The 16,957-nt window shown below is 59.5% G+C and carries 15 protein-coding genes; 6 read left to right on the top strand and 9 right to left on the bottom strand.

The features are described from left to right. Positions 1-239 (top strand): hypothetical protein (locus tag NCHOL11_RS18330; protein WP_217991043.1); only part of this gene is annotated, 239 nt, incomplete at its 5' end. Between the two features lie 234 nt (positions 240-473). Here the strand turns inward: NCHOL11_RS18330 and NCHOL11_RS05450 are convergent. The 6 genes from NCHOL11_RS05450 to NCHOL11_RS18005 form a co-directional block, all read right to left on the bottom strand. Next, positions 474-2,927, bottom strand: a complete 2,454-nt coding sequence (locus tag NCHOL11_RS05450; protein ID WP_097091408.1) for a tetratricopeptide repeat protein — start codon at positions 2,925-2,927, stop codon at positions 474-476. Further along, positions 2,924-3,853, bottom strand: a complete 930-nt coding sequence (locus NCHOL11_RS05445) for a hypothetical protein (protein ID WP_097091407.1) — start codon at positions 3,851-3,853, stop codon at positions 2,924-2,926. The genes NCHOL11_RS05450 and NCHOL11_RS05445 overlap by 4 nt, the downstream gene beginning before the upstream one ends. A gap of 101 nt (positions 3,854-3,954) precedes the next feature. Beyond that, positions 3,955-6,072: a GmrSD restriction endonuclease domain-containing protein gene (locus NCHOL11_RS05440; RefSeq protein ID WP_255254728.1), complete on the bottom strand. Its 2,118-nt coding sequence runs from the start codon at positions 6,070-6,072 to the stop codon at positions 3,955-3,957. A gap of 314 nt (positions 6,073-6,386) precedes the next feature. Continuing rightward, entirely contained in the window at positions 6,387-7,067 is a 681-nt protein-coding gene (locus tag NCHOL11_RS05435; RefSeq protein WP_097091405.1) for a recombinase family protein, read from the bottom strand. Positions 7,068-7,158: 91 nt separating this feature from the next. Continuing rightward, on the bottom strand, positions 7,159-7,956 hold the full coding sequence (locus NCHOL11_RS05430; protein WP_255254727.1) for an HNH endonuclease: 798 nt from the start codon (positions 7,954-7,956) through the stop codon (positions 7,159-7,161). Continuing rightward, entirely contained in the window at positions 7,956-9,002 is a 1,047-nt protein-coding gene (locus tag NCHOL11_RS18005; protein WP_176502187.1) for a hypothetical protein, read from the bottom strand. Before NCHOL11_RS18005 ends, NCHOL11_RS05430 begins: the two co-directional genes overlap by 1 nt. Between NCHOL11_RS18005 and NCHOL11_RS05420 the strand changes: the two genes are divergently transcribed. Both NCHOL11_RS05420 and NCHOL11_RS05415 read left to right on the top strand, forming a co-directional pair. Beyond that, complete coding sequence (locus NCHOL11_RS05420) at positions 9,001-9,480, top strand: hypothetical protein (RefSeq protein WP_141397811.1); 480 nt, start codon at positions 9,001-9,003, stop codon at positions 9,478-9,480. The two genes, NCHOL11_RS18005 and NCHOL11_RS05420, sit on opposite strands and share 2 nt — an antisense overlap. A gap of 15 nt (positions 9,481-9,495) precedes the next feature. Then, on the top strand, positions 9,496-10,068 hold the full coding sequence (locus tag NCHOL11_RS05415; RefSeq protein WP_097091401.1) for a hypothetical protein: 573 nt from the start codon (positions 9,496-9,498) through the stop codon (positions 10,066-10,068). 267 nt (positions 10,069-10,335) lie between these two features. Here NCHOL11_RS05415 and NCHOL11_RS18150 read toward each other — a convergent pair whose 3' ends face one another. The 3 genes from NCHOL11_RS18150 to NCHOL11_RS05405 form a co-directional block, all read right to left on the bottom strand. Then, a complete protein-coding gene (locus NCHOL11_RS18150) occupies positions 10,336-10,482 on the bottom strand; it encodes a hypothetical protein (RefSeq protein WP_176502185.1) in 147 nt (48 codons plus the stop codon). Positions 10,483-10,635: 153 nt separating this feature from the next. Beyond that, positions 10,636-11,160 (bottom strand): PilZ domain-containing protein, encoded by a 525-nt coding sequence (locus NCHOL11_RS05410; RefSeq protein ID WP_097091400.1) that lies wholly within the window; start codon positions 11,158-11,160, stop codon positions 10,636-10,638. A 99-nt stretch (positions 11,161-11,259) separates the two neighbouring features. Then, positions 11,260-13,158 (bottom strand): potassium transporter Kup, encoded by a 1,899-nt coding sequence (locus NCHOL11_RS05405; protein ID WP_097091399.1) that lies wholly within the window; start codon positions 13,156-13,158, stop codon positions 11,260-11,262. Between the two features lie 189 nt (positions 13,159-13,347). Between NCHOL11_RS05405 and NCHOL11_RS05400 the strand changes: the two genes are divergently transcribed. The 3 genes from NCHOL11_RS05400 to NCHOL11_RS05390 all read left to right on the top strand — a co-directional run bounded on the left by NCHOL11_RS05400 (position 13,348) and on the right by NCHOL11_RS05390 (position 16,953). Beyond that, entirely contained in the window at positions 13,348-14,574 is a 1,227-nt protein-coding gene (locus NCHOL11_RS05400; protein ID WP_097091398.1) for an NAD(P)/FAD-dependent oxidoreductase, read from the top strand. Between the two features lie 137 nt (positions 14,575-14,711). Next, positions 14,712-15,392, top strand: a complete 681-nt coding sequence (locus tag NCHOL11_RS05395; protein ID WP_255254726.1) for a GIN domain-containing protein — start codon at positions 14,712-14,714, stop codon at positions 15,390-15,392. Between the two features lie 286 nt (positions 15,393-15,678). After that, entirely contained in the window at positions 15,679-16,953 is a 1,275-nt protein-coding gene (locus NCHOL11_RS05390) for an ammonium transporter (protein WP_097091396.1), read from the top strand. The last annotated feature ends 4 nt before the right edge of the window (positions 16,954-16,957 follow it).

Raw genomic sequence — 16,957 nt, 5'->3', positions numbered from 1 at the left:
ACTATGACCGCGCAATAAAGGTTGGAAATGTGGTCTTGGCTAACGCGACGTTGGAGCAGGCGGCAAAGGAAGTAGGTGGAGTGCTCACCAACGCGCGAAACGTCAGTCTTCAACAGACCGGCGGCTCTTTCCGCGATCTGACCAGCGAAGAGCGTCGCAAAGCAGCCGCGGATATGATCCGAAGCGCGCTGTCTGCGGATGCTTCTCGTACCCCGCCGGTGACGGAGACAAAGCAATAATTTTGTTGCTCGGCGCTCTGCTGTAGGCGGGAGCAACGCGTTTACACGGACGACACCTTTGCGCCACTTCTCACCGGTCCGCGAGATGTCCGGTTTTGCCTTGACGCAGACACGCTGAGGTCGCCATTGGCTCATTCTGGGACATTCCCATATTCCCCTCTACCCGGCAGTTCAGGGGAAAATCAAACCGAACTAAATTCGGACGCGGAAGCTGGACTCGCAGAGGTCGGGCAATCACGCCGCCGCGAGCAGAAACTCGTCATTCAGACGGCTGGCGACCCAAGCGGCGGAGTGGTGCGGCTTCTCCTTAGAAATGCCGTAATTTCTCGCAATCTCTTCACGTAGGACTCCATAACGCTCGGGCAAGTTTCGAGATAGAGCGGTGTAGGCCTTCCCGGCGTGATGGCTCTTGGTGATCGCAGCGATCTGGAACGAGATGAGGTTACAGATGTCTCGCTCCGGTAGGATTGGCACGTTGGGAGCCTTTCGCGCGCTGCGGCACTTCGCAGCGAGCTTCGCCGCAGCCGCGACGAAGAGCCGGCGTTCGGCAAAAAAGGGACAGTTCTCAACCGCCCAATGTATCCTCTCTCTTGCCCCGCCTATATCGTCGCGCCGCTCGGCCAGTGTTGCCTTGAGGAGAAAGGACCGCCACTCATCCTCTGTTTGCGGATTGTCATTATCAATCAGCCGCTCCGCGAGCTCGGCCTGATTGTCCAAGATGAGCAAGCTAGCAAGGCCATTGCGCGCCTTCACATCCGTCTGGTCGGCTTCCATGAGCCTACGGTAATGCTCCTGAGCAGCTGCGAGCTTGCCAAGCCTTCTCAGCATCTCTGCACGCAACAGCGCCAGTCGGCGACTATATGGGAACTTTGCCACCGCATCCTCCACAGCCGCCAACGCCCGGTCATAGCGCCCTTCCCTCCGGTAGGCGGCGACCCGCACGAGCGGCAGCCAAGAATCCTTAGGAAACTTTGCAATCGCCTCCGCAAGGATTTGTCGCGCCGGCGCATGGCGGCCAAGCAGGCTTGAGATTTCGGCATGACGTCCAGCCGCCCGGACGCTTCCTGGAAACAGTTCCGACGTGCGTCTGGCGTAAATCACCGCCTGGCGATACTCGCCGAGTGAGCGCAAAGTGTCTATGAGGCCGATTCGGGCCCGGACGTTGCGGGGGTACTGTTGTGCCATATCGGCGAAGCGCCGACGAGCCTCCTCCAGTCTCCCGGTCCGGCGACAGATTTCGGCGAGTCCGCTAAGAACCGGAGATTTGTCTTTGCAGAGCTTCTCCGCCTCGAGAAATTCATGCCAAGCCTCCTGGAAACGCGCTCGACGGGTCAGCAGGGTCGCGAGATTGAGGCGGGCCACATGCTCGCCGGGGAAGCGTGCGGCCACCTCACTTGCATGAGCGACTGCGGCTTCCATGTTGCCTCTGTCGGCCATGACGTTGGACGTACCGACGAGCGCATAGATTTCGTGCTCTGTGCCCTGATGGTCTCTTATCGCCACACCATAGGCTTGAAGTGCCTCATCGAAGCGGCCGAGGTGACGCATGGTTCTGGCATAACCTGTGGCGGCATACCCACGCTCGCCAAGTTCTCCCGCCCGGCGGAACTGCTCAATCGCATCGTCGTAACGCCCGGCTTGCAGCAATGCGTCGGCATACTGAGTGTGGGCGCGGGCGTCGTCGGCATTGCATCCAACAGCCTCATGCGACCACTCCAGATCAAGCTCAAAAGCTTCCATCTCCCGCGCGCCTTGGCTGAGGCGGGTGAGAGACTTCGTTAGATAGTGACGATCGTTCGACGCCAGCTGTCGCTGGGCGAGTTCGCGGGCGAACTTACGGGCGTTTTCGTAGTCACCATCGGCGACCCTCGCGAGAATGGCGTGTTGCTGCTCCAAGGCGTTCCGTAGACGCTGATGCGCCCCCGGCCCGCCGCCAAAATCGGCGACATCGTGCTCGAAGTCCTCAGCGAGATCGGGAGGAAGTGGAGGCCGCTCGACGGCTACGCGTTGGAAAGCCGAAGTCCATTCCGGCACAATCGCGCGAGCGTTGCCAAGCCTACGGAGCTGCCCGTGCAGTTCGAATATGGCAGCGTCAGATAGCTTGCCATCGGTAGTAGACTTCGCGAGCGACCGGAATGCCCCCGATGCAATGGCAGCCTCGCGGTATTCAGCCTTTTCGTCCTCGCCGCCGAAGAGCTTAGGATCCAAAGTCTCGAAGCTGGCGCAGACCTGCTGAACCGCGGTTTGCCATTCTTGGATGCGTTCAAACATGGCGGCCAGCAGCGGGTGATCCGCGGCAAGGGCAACCGCTCGCTCGATCCCGCTCTCAGGCGGAAGCTCTTGTTGGCAGAACTGGCTCTCAATGAATTCGACGACGTATCGATTCGTAAGGAGGGTTTCGAGCATCGCTGCGACGTCGTCGAGCCCCTCGACCCGCTCCGCAGGGTCAAGAAGCATGATCGTCAGGCGTAAAGCGCGGTGCTTCGCCCACTCGGTCTCGAGCCGCCGCTCCACCTCCGCGACATTCTTCGCATCGATCTCTATGACGTCAGGGGTGCCACCTAGCGCACGGGTGACATCCAGCTCCTCGACCTTGAAGCGGTTAGTCCGTCCACGTCGACCGAGCTCCCAGCCGTCGGCTACCTTGACAGCGAAGGCGGCGGCTCGTCCAGAGATTCGAGCTTTCATGCACTGACCTCCTCGAATGTGATGCCAAAATCGCCCAGACGCTGCTGTGCCCGGTCCCACAAGAGTTGTTCGATGGGGTCGTCCAATATTTCAGCCGATACGTGCGCGAACGCACCGGGGTGAAGGTCGCCGTAGACGTGCACCTCGATGAAATCGGTCAGGTCTGCTTCAACGGCTGCGCCTTCGGCGGCATCGACCGGCTCAGCGAGTTGCTCTGGGACAGGCGCCTTCTGCATGAGAATACCGGCAAACTCTCCGTCCTGTGTGGTAGCTTCTATCTTAGCATGGAGCTTGGCGACCGCCAGCCTACTTCTGCTTCTCCAGATAGCCCGGTATCCATATGGGAGCGGACGGCCTTTGCCCAATGGATGCTTCCCATTGAAGACGACGGGATTCTCCTCGAAGACAGTCGTGCGCTTCGCGGTCCGATCCTCCCTCAGCGTAATGGCGCAGTCTCCGTAATGCGGCACGCCCCTCCGATCGAGCGATAGTGCAGCATAATGGAGGCGATCGTAGAAGTGAGGGCTGACCCTCGCGTCGTTGACATCCCGCATGGGGTCGTGCTCATTGTTTTGCGGTACGCGCAGGCCGGCTCGAACGGCGGGATGGTACGCCTGCATCAGCTTCCCCCCGCCTGACAACATCACGTCCAAGTCGCCCAGCGAACGGCTCACCACAGCCTCCGATTTGTCCACCGCCGTTCCGAACGCTTCCAGCCTCTCAAGGCTCCCCCGTGCGCCCGCCGATATCTTAGCATCAGCGAAACGCTGATCGAGCGCAGCCACTTCCACAGCACGCTCCGCATAGCGCACGTTCGGGAACCCGACACTTTCGGCGCATACGACGCAGCTAGTGACATGCGCCGGAATCTCACCACCGCATTCGCATTTGGGAAGGTCTGGAACGTCAACTTTTGGGGTGATCATCGCTTCGAGGCTACTATCTCTTCTGCTTGCAGAAATTGCAGATACATGGCGGCCAGTCAATTTATTACCAAATAGCAGAGCGCAGCTGTAACGATCATTGCTTATTGGGGAAAGCGTTCGATCAAATAGGCAGGCATCTCGGCGAGCGAGACCTCCTGCGACGAGTTGCCGCTACGGACATAGAATTTTTCTAGTACAGCGCCATTTTTGTCCTTCACCTTCAGTATAAAGGGTTTGTTCGACGGCTGAACATCGACCTTGCAAACTTCGAGGTTCTTAACGGCAGGGAAGCAGATCTTGACCTTACTGGCTATAAACGCCGAGCCAAAAGCCGCATTTAGTAGGTTTCGCAGATGCAGCTCGAACTTGTCGCGATCCACGCCGCCGAGTGACAGATAATCGGGCTCCAGCCCCAAAATCTCACCGTCGTCCTTCACACCGATCAGAAGTGTGCCGCCCTGGCTGTTAGCGAAGGCCGCGATGGTCTTCACCACCACGTCCTCAAGCTTCCTGTTTAGAACCTGCTCTACAATATCCCAGCGAAGCGAAGATTTAAATTCCAGCTCGTCGTCCTCGCCCTCGGCTATCAGCTCTTCCAACGTGATCGCCGCCTCAGGCGGCTTAGTTTCCGTGATGCGGGAGAGGAACTCGTTGAGCCTCGTCGCGAGCACGATGCGCCGCTGCTGCAAGAAGGTTTCATAATTATCGATTTCCCACAGTTCGGGGTCCTCAGAGACGCACTGCAGGGCGAGCGCATCCGGAAACCGGCCCTGCACATCGGCGAGATATGCCTTGGCATCCATCGCGCCCTTGGCGCGATTGGCGAACTGCGTGAGGATCGCGCGGTTCGTAAGCTCTTGCGCGAGGGAGTATTTCAAGCGGTTTTCCTGCCCGTACCCGTGCGCCTTCAGCTTCGAATAGGGAAAAATATGGTCGTTTTCTAGGGCATATCTCCGCCCCATTGCCTGTCGTAGCGCGACGCCCGTGGTAAAGCAGACGGCGTTTCGGCTCTTTAGATACCAACGGAGCAGACCGAAAAGCGGATGAGAAATTGATCTGCCGACAAACTCTTCCGGGGTGATTTCTAGCCGGCGCTCCTCATCTATGACCGCCAACAGCTCATCGAAGGGATTGGCGGATTCTTTGATAATGCGGAGGTCGCGATCGAGCTTTTGCGGGAGCTGGCTGACATAGCGCGTCCTGATCTGGGAGTAGTAGAACCACTTCACCAGCTTGCGAATTTCGGCATCTGTCAGGTGCTTGCCGCCCTTATCAAAGCAATATACAATGATCGGGATCAGCGCATAAACAGAATTGATCTCATCGGTGTGGTCGACGAAAGCATGCGAGCGTAAGATGCTGGCAACGTAATCTAGCACCTGATCGTCCAATATCTTCCACGCAGCGCGGATTTTTTCCTCGTTTTCTGCATCGTGCAGCTTTTTCATCTCCGACCCGAGATGATAGAGGCACCCGAGAAGCAGATACACAATGAAGTCTAACTTGAAAACAAAACCCTTGTCGGCCAGCTGCGACAGTTTCTTTTTAAAGACGTCGCGAGCCTCCGGCCAGTAGCCGGAAATTTGGGCCAGTGCGAGTTCGGCATCGGTGAGGGAAACGCCGCTAGCGTTGACTTTGTAGAAAATATCGATCGCCTCACGAACGCTGGCCCGCACGGGAATGGTCTGTTCGGGAAACTCACGATCAAGAATATTTTCTATAGCGCGTGTGTTGTCGTCCATAATGTCATCGCGTTCGCGACAGACCGTTTCCCCCTTGGCCTCCAACTCCCGCACGATATCCTTTGCGCGGATTTTACGCTGGAAAATGTCGGTTATGTTCTGCCAGCGCGGATCGTTCTCCATCTTGTTTTTGGAAAAATACGCCAGCTCCTTGGTCTCGACGTTGACATGCAGGCCCCGCGTGTCGTTCAAGATTTCGGCTGCGGTATAATAAGGCGGTATATGACCGCGGACGAGCATGTATAGCGTGGTAATGCGCTGCTGGCCGTCAAGCAAAATGCGGACCGCACCCTGCTTTTCATTATATTTGTACGGCCCCTTCAGCTCGGGAGGATTAGCCGTCTCCCAAGTGAGCATCGTTCCAGTTGGGTATTCTTTGATGAGAGAGTCGATAAGCTGCTTCGCGTCATCGCGCTTCCAGACATACTCCCGCTGAAATGCGGGGACGAAAAGCTGTTGTTCGTCAATCTTTTCCAAGGCTGTCGAGATTTTCAAAGCTCACCCCCCACGTTACTTACCCCCTCGGACCATCGCCTTCGAATGGCCGACGTTGTCGCCAGTCAACACCGCGTTTGCCGAACGCCGACCACCGCATCCGGGAGGATGGCGGCGGTTTTTTTGGTCTGCTGCCCTTATTCGTGCTCAACGCTGACGGGCAAGTCCCTTTGTCGCGAAAGATTTGGTCCACAAGTTCCAGCCCGGGATGATAGCATTGTTGGAGCCGCTCTCGGTTAGCTCGACATGCAGGAGCGAATTATTGCTAAGCGCGGACGTGGGCGTTCTCAAGAGCGTCAAATTGCGATTCGGCGCCTTAGTAAATTACGCACCGTTGATGCGTGCCATCGGCCGCCTCGAGCAGTAACAAAGCCTCCCTCGTTAAGCGCTCTTGCTAACGCTGCGCTGGACGTAATGCCCTGATTTCGCATCTCGTCGATTATGGGGAACAGTTGCTGCGCCCGTGATGCCGCACCGGCCTTGATCGACTCGATGCTGTCCGCATTGCCCTTTGCGGCGCGCCTTAGTGCGGCCGCACCATTCGGGTTGCCCAATATCTGGCCCCGGGCTTTGGCCGCCTGCAACGCCTCCTGCGTCCGCTTCGAAATGGCCTTGCGCTCCGCTTGCGCCACTGCAGCCATGATGTGGACCGTCAACTCGTTCGCCTCGGGCATATCAGCAGCAACGAACTTCACATTACTTTCTTGCAGCGTAGCTAAGAACGCGACGTTTCGCGATAGGCGGTCCAGCTTGGCGACCACCAAAGCCGCGCCGGTCACGTTTGCGCGGTGCAGCGCCTTTCGTAACTCTGGACGATCAGAGCGCTTCCCACTCTCTATTTCCAAAAAAGGTGGAGACGCCAATTCCCATCCTCGAGAACGGCATAGATTTTCAACAGCTCGACGCTGAGCTTCAAGGCCAAGGCCTGACCTGCCCTGCGTCGCGGTTGAGACCCGGTAATACGCGACAGCCTTCAAGCGAGCTCCTACAAAATGGCGTAATGAACGTTACGCCATTTTGTAAGTCCAGATCGTCAGGCTGACAATTCGCTTTTCGGAGCCGCGATCGTTATTCGAACCCAAAGTACCTACGGTGCCAAGCCAGCTGCTGGCGATGAGCATCAACCAAGGGCAATGGTGCAGCTCCGTCAGGCCTAAGCAAATTGGCGACTGCTGCATCGAGGTCTGATTTGATGAGCACTCTGCCCCCGTCGTCAAAGCTCACGAGACCGGCATCAAACGCGGCATCCCAGTGTGCGGCGAGTAGCAAGCCGTTGAAAACGTCTAGCCTTTCTTCATCGCTTTCGCACCGCGACCAGGGCACAATATGGCTTGCGCGGAGCAGCGCACGCTCGGAGATGCCCGTGAGCGGGCATTTGTTGTTCCAATAATCGAGCAGGGCGCCCCGGAAATAGCCCTGTCCGATCCGTTCGCGGGTAATCCGTTCCACCTCGGTGTCGCCCAGACTCGCCACATCGGCTTCAAACTGGGACAGCGGAAAGGTCGGAAGCGCACGGGCCAGATGGAAGGCGCGACTGAGGGCCTGGCGCATCTCGGCCTGATCGGAGAAGGCGAAGGCGCCGCGGAACTGGCCTGGTCCGGGTTCAGCCAGGGCCGCAGGAAACTCGCCACGCAGCTTTGCGGCGACGCCGGCATGTTCCACGGCAAGGAACCACGGCGCCCCCCCTTCCTCACTGCCGGAGGCGAGTGCAATTTCCCCGGGAATACCATCGCCAGACCGAAAATAGAGCCACCCATCCGCCTCGCCATTTTCCTTGCGGAAGCCGTGGTTATACGCGGCCTGCTGTAGCTCGGAGCGGTAAATCGGGTGGACGGGGCGGCTGCGGACGCTGGTGGACCGCGTCATCATCGACACCCTTCTAGCCTCGGCCGCATACCCTGCGCGGTCAGTTCGTCATAGGCGGCGAGGACAAGGCGCTGGGTACGATATTCACCATATTTGGCGATTTCGTTCTTCTGGAGGACGCGGAAGGTTTCGCTGGGATAGTCCGCGCCCATGACATCCTTGGGATCGAGGACATAGCGCAACTCATCGCGGGTAAGGCCGTAGGCGAGGGCGTACCAGGCGTCGAGCTGTGCGCGGAGCTGTGCGCGACGGTCCTCGTCCCATGCGAAGGGTTCGCCCTCATAGCCCAGATCGCGGGCGAACGGGGTCATGGAATAGCTGGTGTAGCTCAGCTCCAGCACGCGCGGGACGATGAAGGCGAGGTCGGTTTTGCTGTAAGCTTGAGGTGGGAGAATGGGGAGTTGTTTGACATGAAAGTAGTTAATATTAACTCCGCCAATTTTAATTCTTGCAATATAGTCCGCCATCAATGCCGATGAATTTGCAAGAAATATTGCATATAAACTTGCATCTCCGCCAAAAACGACATGATTTAAACTATCACCAGACCCGTAGCTCGGGATTGGGCAGCATATAAATGTCCGCTCATTCCCAATTCCAGTCACTTTGTTGAAAACGATCCAGAATTTTGGTTTATGGCCCACTGAACGAACAATAACCTGACTATCTGAGACCCAATAAAACGGCATTGCTTCAAAGCTTGGATCGCCGTGATCGTGCTCACCAGTTTCCGGAAGCACTCGAAACCCACGATCTTCCCTGTCGCCATACGAAGCGTATCGAGGATCGTAGAAGTTTGTCATCTTCGCTTCGTAAAGCGGAACGTAACATTGCGGCGCGTTCATCGCGGGCCTACCGGTGGATAGTTTCAAGTTAAGCGCGGATTGTCCACCAGCTGACGCGTGCGCACTCAGGCTCTGCTGCCCATCACTATTAAGGGCGGAACCGCGCAGCCAATTGGCCCCATCCCTCCGGAAGCCGTCCTCCGCCAATTGCGCGGCGGTACGAAACAGGTGGCTGTCGCTAGTCATGTTGAACATGGACATGAACGACAAACCCCAAGGATTAGTGCCAGAGACTGCTGATGCTCGCGAACCTGAACAAAAGGTCGTGGAAGTTGATGCTCACGAGAGCATTGCAGACAAGGTGAAGGCGAGCTTCGCCAAAGGGCGGCAAATTCTGAATGACCTGCTAGGAGAAGTTGAAGCGCAGAAAATCATCGACGCGATGCCCGAAGATGCAGCTCTGGACGTGACGGTGAACATAGGTTATCGTGCCAAGAAGCGCAAAATCCAGAAAGAGTTTATGCGCAACCTTGAGAGCGGCTTGCGAAACATCCCCGATGGCGAGATCAAGGTTCGTGACAAATACGGCGAGATCAAAGGAGATGACGCGCGTCTGTCTGCTGATATGTCGGTAAGAAAAATCAGTGACAATAGCAGCCTTTTGAACCTTGAGCATGCTCGCGAACAAATGGCCGAAGTGCATCGGCGGTTTATCCATGATGGGAAAATCACACTGTGATTACGGTTTGGTATCATGGCCGCCCGTTTTAAAAACCTAGCGGTTCCGATGACCGCTGCTATCGCAGCATGGTTCGCTGTACCTGTGGATTTTTGGAGCGATGCGCGGTCAAGTCTTCTGACCGCGTTCTCGGTAATTGCCGCTGCGGTGATGGTCCGGCTCGCGCGTGGTTTACCCTTCACCAACGCCGATCATTTTGAAGTGGAAGAGATCCGACAAGTAGCGACCGCGATCAAACAGATCATGCGCTCCCTCCAGGCCCTCATCGGTTTCATTTTGGCGACAATGATTGCGATCACCTTCGCCGACCGGGTGCATGACCTATTCGCCCAATACGGCCTTCCCACTACTCGCTACATTGCCGACCACGCCTTATCGGCAGCGCTCGGCTTCTGCTTGGCGTTCGTACTCGTGAGGATCATTCAAGTGGTCCGCGGTGATTACAGCCTTGTCGAATTGCAATCTAAGTTCATGATCCGAGCTGTAGAACGCAAGGAAGCGAAAAAATACGATGAGGCGAGAGCGTCATCCGCCAAGATTGAGCCTCCCTATCGAGCGCCGGAAGGCTTTGGCCGCCTTATTCAGTGAATCGAGCATTAGTTCAACCGAACCAGTAGTTGTCACGGCGGCCTTCACCGCTGCCTCACAGTCTGGCGCGAAGCGCCCTGCCTCGGCGTGGCGACTACAGGATGGTTATGAGGGAAGGCCAGCGTCATCGTGGCTCAATTTCTGTTGTCAAAATGTTGTCAAATCACAATGGCGTAATAAAATAGTCACTTAATTCCAACGGTTTATGGCGGTTTTCTCATCCCTCCTCCGCTACCATTTTTAAGCTTCAGCAGAAATTTGGCAGCGTCAGTTGATCGCATTAGCGGCCAGCTTCTTGTAGAATGTCACCCAGGCTTCATGCACCTTCCGGATGTCCGGACTGTCTGCGCGCGACGCCAGATGTTGATTACGCTCCGCCAACTGTTGGAAGCGCGCCTGCTCATTTACATTCATGGTTTACGAATAGTTCCCGTCCGCATTTGAAGCGCGGTAAAGCCTGGGCACGGGAAAAAGTTCAATGAAAAGAAGGTTAACGTCGTAACCAGCCAGCCGCGTGAGGCGAATGGCGCGAGGAGCGCGCTTTGCATCGCTCAGCCCCTCAGAATATTAGAGGTGGCTTTGCACCTGCGAAAGCGGGTGCGAGAGCAGCTGGTAGACCTCGGTAGCGGCCAGGCCCGCCGCGCTCAGGGCGAGGACGAGGAATATGCCGTACTGGAATGCGGCTGACCAACGGCGGCTATTTTCGAGTTGGCGCGCGATCTGCGCGTCAGCCTCCATTCTCGACTGTGAACGCCGCTCGTAGGCAGAGCCAGGATCGTTTGCCGATTTCGGTCGCGACGCAAGGCGCGGCTCGTTGATTATGGCGGCGACGTCCAGCCTGCCCTGCGCCTGAATGCCGAAAAATCGCTCTTTCCGCCAGACCACCCGCCCCACGATCGTCTGCTTTCCGCGCCTGATCTCGACATAGGTGCCGCGGTTCGGGGCGTCATCACATGCCAGCAGTGCACCGCCGGACGACAGATTGTGGATGACCACCTCTGTCCAGCTTGGGCCAGTGTTCATCCGCGCCGGGATCAACACCGGCTGGCGCGCCTCGCGAGGCTTATACCCGATTTGTAATGACTTGAGCACCCGACAGCCTCTTTTAGCCCGATGCCTGATAAGCGAATATAGTGAACAGAAATCTAACGATAAAAAGGCACGTCCCGAGACTTCAATCCTGGCCGCCTCTCAAATCTCCAGCTGCGACCCCAGTTCGACCACGCGGTTCGTCGGCAGCTTGAAGAAGGCCATGGGACTTTCCGCGTTGCGCACCATCCACGCGAACAGCCGCTCGCGCCAGATCGCCATGCCGGGCCGGGATGAGGGCACCAGCGTCTCCCTGCTGAGGAAATAGCTGGTATCGGCAACGCCGATCGGCCCCCCGCAGTCGCGCACCGCTTTCATCGCGGCGGGAACATCGACATTCTCCATGAAGCCGTGGCGCAGGATCAGGCGATAAAAGCCCGCGCCATGATCTTCCGCGCTCGTGCGTCCGTCATAGGGCAGATGCGGGACATCTTCGGTCCGCACCGTCAGTATGATGTTGCGCTCATGCAAAATACGGTTGTGCTTCACATTATGCAGCAGCGCGGGCGGAACGCCTTCGGTCGTTGAGGACAGGAATATTGCTGTCCCCGGCACCCGCTTCAACGACGCGCCTGCCGATTTGATGAAAAGCTCCAAGTCCATGGCGTCTTCGCGCAGATAGCGCCGCATGATCCGCCGTCCCGTCGCCCAGGTCGTCAGCACCAGGAACGATACGCCCGCCACCAGCAGCGGGAACCATCCTCCATCCGGGATCTTCGTGGCGTTCGACAGGAAATAGGCGCCATCGACGATCAGGAACAGCCCGATGACCAGACCGGCCGCCACGGGGTTCCAACGCCACACGCTGAACGTCAATACCGCCATCATGCAGGTGGTGATGACCATGGTGCCCGTCACAGCGATGCCATAGGCAGCCGCCAGATTGCTAGAACTGCCAAAGCCCAGCACCAGCATGATGACCAGCACCAGCAGCGTCCAGTTGATGAGCGGCATATAGATTTGCCCCGCCGCCGATGCGCTGGTGTGTAATATCCGCAGTCGCGGCAGGAAGCCGAGCTGCACCGCCTGCCGCGTTACCGAGAAAGCGCCCGATATGACCGCCTGGCTTGCGATCACGGTCGCCATCGTGGCCAATATCACCAGCGGCAACCTCGCCCATTCGGGCGCCAGCAGGAAGAAGGGATTTTGCGCAGCCGCAGGATCGTCGATGAGCAGCGCGCCCTGCCCCAGATAATTGAGCATCAGGCAAGGGAACGCAGCGTAAAGCCAGGCGACACTGATCGCCCTGCGCCCGAAATGGCCCATGTCGGCATAAAGCGCCTCCGCCCCCGTCACCGCTAGCACGACCGAACCCAACGCCAGGAATGCCAGCTTCGGATCGATGAGGAAGAAGTGCAGCGCCCACCACGGATTGACGATCGCCACGATTTCCGGATGCCGCAATATATTGGCGATGCCCAACACGGCGAGCACCACGAAATAGACCACCATGATCGGCCCGAACAGCGCGCCGACTCGCGCCGTCCCGATGCTCTGGATCACGAACAGCGCGATCAGGATCACGATCGCGATCGGCAGCACCAGCGGCGTCAGCCCCGCTTCCACGACCGTCAGCCCCTCGACAGCCGACAGCACCGACACCGCCGGGGTGATGATCGCGTCGCCGTAAAATAGCGCTGTCGCAAGCACGCCAAGCGCGGCGATCGTCGGCGTCCAGCGCGTCTCGCCCATCCGCCGCCCGATCAAAGCCAGCAGCGCCATGCTGCCGCCCTCGCCATTATTGTCGGCGCGCAGGATGATGAACACATATTTGACCGTGACGACCAGCATCATGGTCCAGAAGATCAGGGACAGTACGCCATAGATATGGACCGGATCGACCGCCAGCGGGTGGTGGCCGACAAAGCTCTCCTTCAATGCGTAGAGCGGCGAGGTCCCGATGTCCCCGAACACCACCCCCAGCGCCCCGAGCGCGAGCCCGGATAGCGGACCATGCGCCGTTTGGCCCTCCGCCCTTACCGGAAAGTCCTTGTCAGCCATAAGGAAGAAACCCCCAAATCTGGCGAGCGCCTATGCCACAACCTGGGATGGCAACGCCATGGGGGACATGGGAGCGCCAACATTTTATAATTTGGCCCTTCCCGCCCCAAAAAGCCTTGGGCACCCCTTGTCAGCCCGGGGAAAGCGCGTCAAGGACGGCAGCAACTTGGACTGAGGGGATGCTGGCTGATGAGCCATTATGACGTTCTGATCGTAGGCGCGGGCCATGCAGGCGCGCAGGCGGCGATTTCGCTTCGTCAACTCGGCTTTGAAGGGTCCGTCGCCATGATCGGGGACGAAAAATACCCGCCCTACGAACGCCCGCCCCTGTCGAAGGAATATTTTGCGGGCGACAAGAGCTTCGACCGCATCCTCATCCGCCCCGCCGCCTTCTGGGAAGAGCGCAAGGTCGACATGCTTCTCGGCCGCCGGGTAAAGACGATCGATCCGCAAGCGCAGACGGTCACCGCCGGCAATGAGCAGATCGGTTATGGCAAGCTCATCTGGTGCACCGGCGGCAGTCCGCGCATGCTGACGTGCAACGGGGCCGACGCGCCCAACGTGCATGCCGTCCGCCGCCGCGACGATGTCGACGCGATGATGGCGAAGATGGACCAGATCGACCATGTCGTCGTGATCGGCGGCGGCTATATCGGCCTCGAAGCAGCCGCCGTCCTCACGAAGTTCGGCAAGAAGGTCGTGCTGCTGGAAGCGCTGGACCGCGTTCTTGCCCGCGTCGCCGGGGAAGAACTGTCCCGCTTCTACGAAGCCGAACATCGCGCCCATGGCGTGGACCTTCGCACCGGCGCGAAGATGGACTGTATCGAGGTGCAGGACGGAAAGGCGACCGCCGTTCTCATGCAGGATGGCGAGCGTGTCGAAACCGACATGGTGATCGTCGGTATCGGCATCGTGCCCGAAACGGGCCCGCTGATCGCGGCAGGCGCGGCGGGCGGCAACGGCGTCGATGTCGATGAATATTGCCGCACCAGCCTGCCCAACATCTATGCCGTTGGCGACTGCGCATCGCACGCCAACCGCTTCGCACGCGGCGCGCAGCTTCGCCTTGAGTCGGTGCAGAACGCAAACGACCAGGCAAAGACCGCCGTCGCCCACATCATGGGCAAGGAAGAGGCCTATGACGCTGTCCCCTGGTTCTGGTCCAACCAATATGACCTGAAGCTTCAGACCGTCGGCCTTTCCATCGGCCATGACCAGACCATCCTGCGTGGCGATCCGGCCACGCGCAGCTTCTCGGTCCTGTATCTGAAGGCGGGCAAGCTCATCGCCCTCGACTGCGTGAATGCGGTCAAGGACTATGTGCAGGGCCGCGCCCACATCCTGTCGGGCGCCGTTCTCGACCAGGCGCAACTGGCCGACTCCTCGGTCCCGCTGAAGGAAGTAGGGCTCGCCTGACGAGGCCTGGCCTTGGCAGTCCGGCGGACGTGACCGTCAAAGGCCGTCCAGGAAGATGGCGCCATCAACCTTGTGGAAAGCGTTTCGCGGCTAAAGGCGGCACCATGCCAGGTCCACCGCGAAATCCCTTACGTCTCATGATCACAGCCGCCTGGCTGCTGCTGCCTTTGCAGGCCGTGGCTGCGACTCGCGGCTATACCATCACCAGCTTCGACGCGATCCGGGTGGACGCGCCCGTGGAAGTGATCATCACCACCGGTGCTGGCGCGTCGGCCAAGGTCGATGGCGACCAGTCGCTGATCGAACGGCTGCACATCGATGTGTCGGGACGGCTGCTGACGATCAGGATGGATCGCGCCCGGCCTGGCGAAAAGAGCGGCGGCCGCGCCACCGTGCGGCTGTCGACCGGCATGCTTGAAAGGCTGGTGCTGACCGGCGGAGGCTCCATCTCGGTCAGCAGGATGAAGGGCTTGCGCGGAGAGATCGTGCTTGGCGGCAACGGCGACGTCAGTGTCGCGACGGTGGACGTCGATCAACTCAGCCTTGGCGTCGCTGGCGCAGGCCGCGCGACGCTGGCGGGGCGAGCGGCTGTCGCGGCGGTACGTGTGAATGGTCCCGGCGCAGTCGCTGCCGAGGGCCTGCGCGCTCGCCAGGCGACGGTCAGCAATGACGGGCCCGGCAACGTCGCGCTGACCGCCGATGTCACCGCCAAAATCTCCGCATCCGGTTCAGGCGACGTCACCATCGCTGGCAAGGCCGCCTGCCAGGTCGAAAATCGCGGCACGGGCCGCATCACTTGCGGCGGCGAAGCCTACTAGAGCGCGGCGGCGTCTTGACCCGGCGGGTTCGCGGATCCTCACCTGCCCGCCAACCCCCGTTCGCACATCCACCCAGCCCCGTTCGCCCTGAGCCTGTCGAAGGGCTACTTCCTCTAAAAATGGGCTTTAAGAATGGGCCTCGGCAAGCTCAGCCCGAGCAAAGCTTGAGTAAGCTAAATAATCACAGCTCCTCAGCCACCCCAAAAATCACCCTCCCATCAAGCTTATCAAAGTCTTTACCGCCACAGCATAAACCATCCGGCACCTGATATTGCCGGATCGTCCCATGTTCGCTCGCGCCCTCCTCCTCTTCCTCTTCATGGCCTCGCCCCAAACGGCCGAAGCGCAGGTTGCGGTGGCCGTCGCGGACAGCGGGGACACCGCCTGGACGATCCTCTGCGCCATCCTCATATTGATCGCGGGCCTGCCCGGCCTGCTGTTGCGCCACGCGGGCCTCGTCAATGTCCGCAGCGCGCTCTCGGCAAGCACCCAGATCCTCATCGTCGCCGCAGGCGCATCACTCGCCTGGGCGATCGCCGGATATAGCCTCAGCTTCGCTCCCGGCAGCACCTGGCTCGGCGGCGGAGCCAACCTCTTGCTCGCCGATCTTGGGACGCTGAAAGAGGGGCTTACCGTTCCGGAATCCGCCTTCGTCCTGTTCCAGATGGCGCTCGCACTGTTTGCCGTCTGCCTTCTCCCCGGCGCCACCGCCGGACGCGCGCGCTTCGGCTGGACGGCGGCCCTTGCCCCGCTCTGGCTGCTCATCGTCTATGCTCCGCTGGTGCATGGCATCTGGGGCGGCGGATGGCTGGCAAGGCTCGGCGTGATCGATTTCTCCGGCAGCATTGTCATTCACATGAGCGCGGGCTTTTCCGCGCTTGCGCTCTCCCTGATCCTCGGCCGCCAACCCCGGCAGGCTGCAACGAACCACGCGCCTGTCCTCAGCCTCGCGGGTGGGGCGTTGATCTGGATCGGTTGGGCCGGGCTCTCCGGCGGCTGGGCCCTCGGCGCGACCGACAACGCCGCCACCGCCATCCTCAACACGCATTTCGCCGCCTGCGCAGGCGCGCTCGCATGGGCACTGTCGGATCGGGCGGCAAGGGGCCGCGTTAGCGCCACCGGCATCATGTCCGGCGCCATCGCTGGCCTCGCCGCCATCTCCGCCTCTGCGGCCCTCTCCGGCCCGGGCGGGGCAATGCTGATCGGCCTCGCCTCTGCGCTGCTCTGCCGCATTGCCAAGGCCGCGTTCGGACGCGGCGTCGATGATCCGGCGTCTGTCTTCCTGCTCCATGGGCTTGGGGGCCTCATCGGCGCCTTGCTGCTCCCGCTCTTCGTTCAGCCCTTTCTGGGCGGCGTCGGGTTCGAAGCCGATGTCAGCTTCTCCACAGCCATGCTCAGCCAGTTTGCGGGCGTCATAGCCGTCGCGCTCTGGTCCATGGCGGGGACCACCATCGTCGCGCTGATGCTATCGGCCGCACTACCCATGCGCCTTAGCGGCGAGGAAGCGGCAGAGGGCCTCGATCAGGCAGATCATGGCCAGCAGGGTTGGGACTTCCGCTGACATC

Source organism: Novosphingobium sp. Chol11 (genome assembly GCF_900218065.1).
Taxonomy (GTDB): Bacteria; Pseudomonadota; Alphaproteobacteria; order Sphingomonadales; family Sphingomonadaceae; genus Sphingobium; species Sphingobium agri.
The sequence above is the reverse complement of the archived record's forward strand: the minus strand, read 5'-3'. Positions and strand labels throughout refer to the sequence as shown.

Coding starts and splice junctions, on each gene's coding strand:
- NCHOL11_RS05395 (WP_255254726.1), top strand. CDS start 14,712: ATGATCACAGCCGCCTGGCTGCTGCTGCCTTTGCAGGCCGTGGCTGCG.
- NCHOL11_RS05390 (WP_097091396.1), top strand. CDS start 15,679: ATGTTCGCTCGCGCCCTCCTCCTCTTCCTCTTCATGGCCTCGCCCCAA.
- NCHOL11_RS05430 (WP_255254727.1), bottom strand. CDS start 7,956: ATGACGCGGTCCACCAGCGTCCGCAGCCGCCCCGTCCACCCGATTTAC.
- NCHOL11_RS18150 (WP_176502185.1), bottom strand. CDS start 10,482: ATGAATGTAAATGAGCAGGCGCGCTTCCAACAGTTGGCGGAGCGTAAT.
- NCHOL11_RS18005 (WP_176502187.1), bottom strand. CDS start 9,002: ATGTCCATGTTCAACATGACTAGCGACAGCCACCTGTTTCGTACCGCC.
- NCHOL11_RS05450 (WP_097091408.1), bottom strand. CDS start 2,927: ATGAAAGCTCGAATCTCTGGACGAGCCGCCGCCTTCGCTGTCAAGGTA.
- NCHOL11_RS05400 (WP_097091398.1), top strand. CDS start 13,348: ATGAGCCATTATGACGTTCTGATCGTAGGCGCGGGCCATGCAGGCGCG.
- NCHOL11_RS05415 (WP_097091401.1), top strand. CDS start 9,496: ATGGCCGCCCGTTTTAAAAACCTAGCGGTTCCGATGACCGCTGCTATC.
- NCHOL11_RS05445 (WP_097091407.1), bottom strand. CDS start 3,853: ATGATCACCCCAAAAGTTGACGTTCCAGACCTTCCCAAATGCGAATGC.
- NCHOL11_RS05405 (WP_097091399.1), bottom strand. CDS start 13,158: ATGGCTGACAAGGACTTTCCGGTAAGGGCGGAGGGCCAAACGGCGCAT.
- NCHOL11_RS05420 (WP_141397811.1), top strand. CDS start 9,001: ATGAACGACAAACCCCAAGGATTAGTGCCAGAGACTGCTGATGCTCGC.